At 43.8% G+C, this 1,484-nt stretch carries 1 protein-coding gene; it reads left to right on the top strand.

From position 1 onward, the window contains the following. Positions 1-166 precede the first annotated feature (166 nt). The gene (locus ACM0OR_RS28150) at positions 167-1,303 is read left to right on the top strand and encodes an IS4 family transposase (RefSeq protein WP_414579698.1); all 1,137 of its coding nucleotides are present in this window, start codon (positions 167-169) and stop codon (positions 1,301-1,303) included. The last annotated feature ends 181 nt before the right edge of the window (positions 1,304-1,484 follow it).

Below are 1,484 nucleotides of genomic sequence, written 5' to 3'. Positions count from 1 at the left end.
CAATACTTCTCGGTTAAGAACAAAAGCAAGGTAAAGTGATAATTGTTCACTTACAAGTGTGTTCGGAAAAACTGGTGCTGCTAAAAGATTTCTCCTTAATAACGCCAACATTAGATACGCCTAGTTAATATTTAAAGCGATAGAAACAGTCATTTCGCCATCAGTGATTAGAGAAACTCTATCAGAGACAGACAGTGGTGAAGAGCGAACACGGAAATTGCCATCTGGTTTGGTAGTGTGTCTAGTCATAGCGATGAATCTATGGTCATCAGATGCAATGGGAGATGTACTGAAAAATCTGGTGAGTGGGCTAAGTAGAGAGTGGACACGATTAGGGCAGTATTGGAAAGCACCAAGTAGTTCTTCAATCAGCGAAGCGAGGCAGAGATTGGGATGTCGGGTAATGAGTCAGCTATTTGAAAAAATAGTCCGGCCATTAGGCACACCACAAACGCCGGGAGCATTTTTAGGAGGCCTGCGAGTGATGGCAGTAGACGGTACAGTGATGGATGTACCAGATAGCGCGGCTAATGCCAGGGTGTTTGGATATCCAGGGAGTAGAAAAGGAACTAGGGCGGCTTTCCCGAAGGTACGTTTGGTATTGTTAGTGGAGGCGGGAACTCATCTGATTGTTGATGCCTTAATGTGTCCCTATCGTATCGGTGAGAGAGTGCGAGCTTTAAAACTACTCCGAAGTTGTGGTCAAGGGATGCTGCTGATGTGGGATAGAGGGCTACATTCTTACCGTATGGTTCATGCCACCTTCAGTCAAGGATGTCACTATTTAGGGCGAGTGCCAAAGAACGTTAAATTCCCGGTAGACAAGGTTTTGGACGATGGTTCATATCTGTCCTGGATTGCTCCAGACCGCAAATCCAAGCACAAAGGTAGGTCAAGGATTCAGGTACGGGTTATAGAATACACTATCGACTCAGAGAATGGACAACAAACTTATCGTCTCATTACCAGTTTGATGGATATTATTGTGTTTCCCGCTTTGTTGTTAGCCACAGAGTATCATCAACGTTGGGAAGTAGAAAATACTATTGATGAGTTGAAAACTCATCTCAATGGGCGCAAAACTCCCATTCGCTCTCTCAAACCCCGTGAAGTTGTTCAAGAAATCTACGGGTGGCTTTTAAGCCATTATGCAGTTCGCACTTTAATGTTTCAAGCCGCGACTGCTGCTTCCATATCTCCATTACGCTTAGGTTTTACTGGTACTCTCAAAGTCATTCGTCGGGCTATTTCTGATTTCCAAGATGCGAACAGCGAGCAACTACCCTTTTTTTCTCCAAACTAATCCTGGAAATTTTGGAGCAAAAAATCCCTCCAAGACAGGGCAGGACAAATCCCAGAGTAGTCAAAAAACCTCGTTCTAAGTTTCCATCTAGAAAACCAATCCACTCAGGAGCGGGTACTAAACGTCAACCACTCACTTTTTTTATTCTTAATACTGCTTAATCCTTAACCGAGAAGTATTG

The sequence above is a fragment of the Anabaena sp. CCY 9402-a genome (assembly GCF_963920945.1).
In the GTDB taxonomy this organism is placed as follows: Bacteria; Cyanobacteriota; Cyanobacteriia; order Cyanobacteriales; family Nostocaceae; genus Trichormus; species Trichormus minutissimus.
The sequence above is the reverse complement of the archived record's forward strand: the minus strand, read 5'-3'. Positions and strand labels throughout refer to the sequence as shown.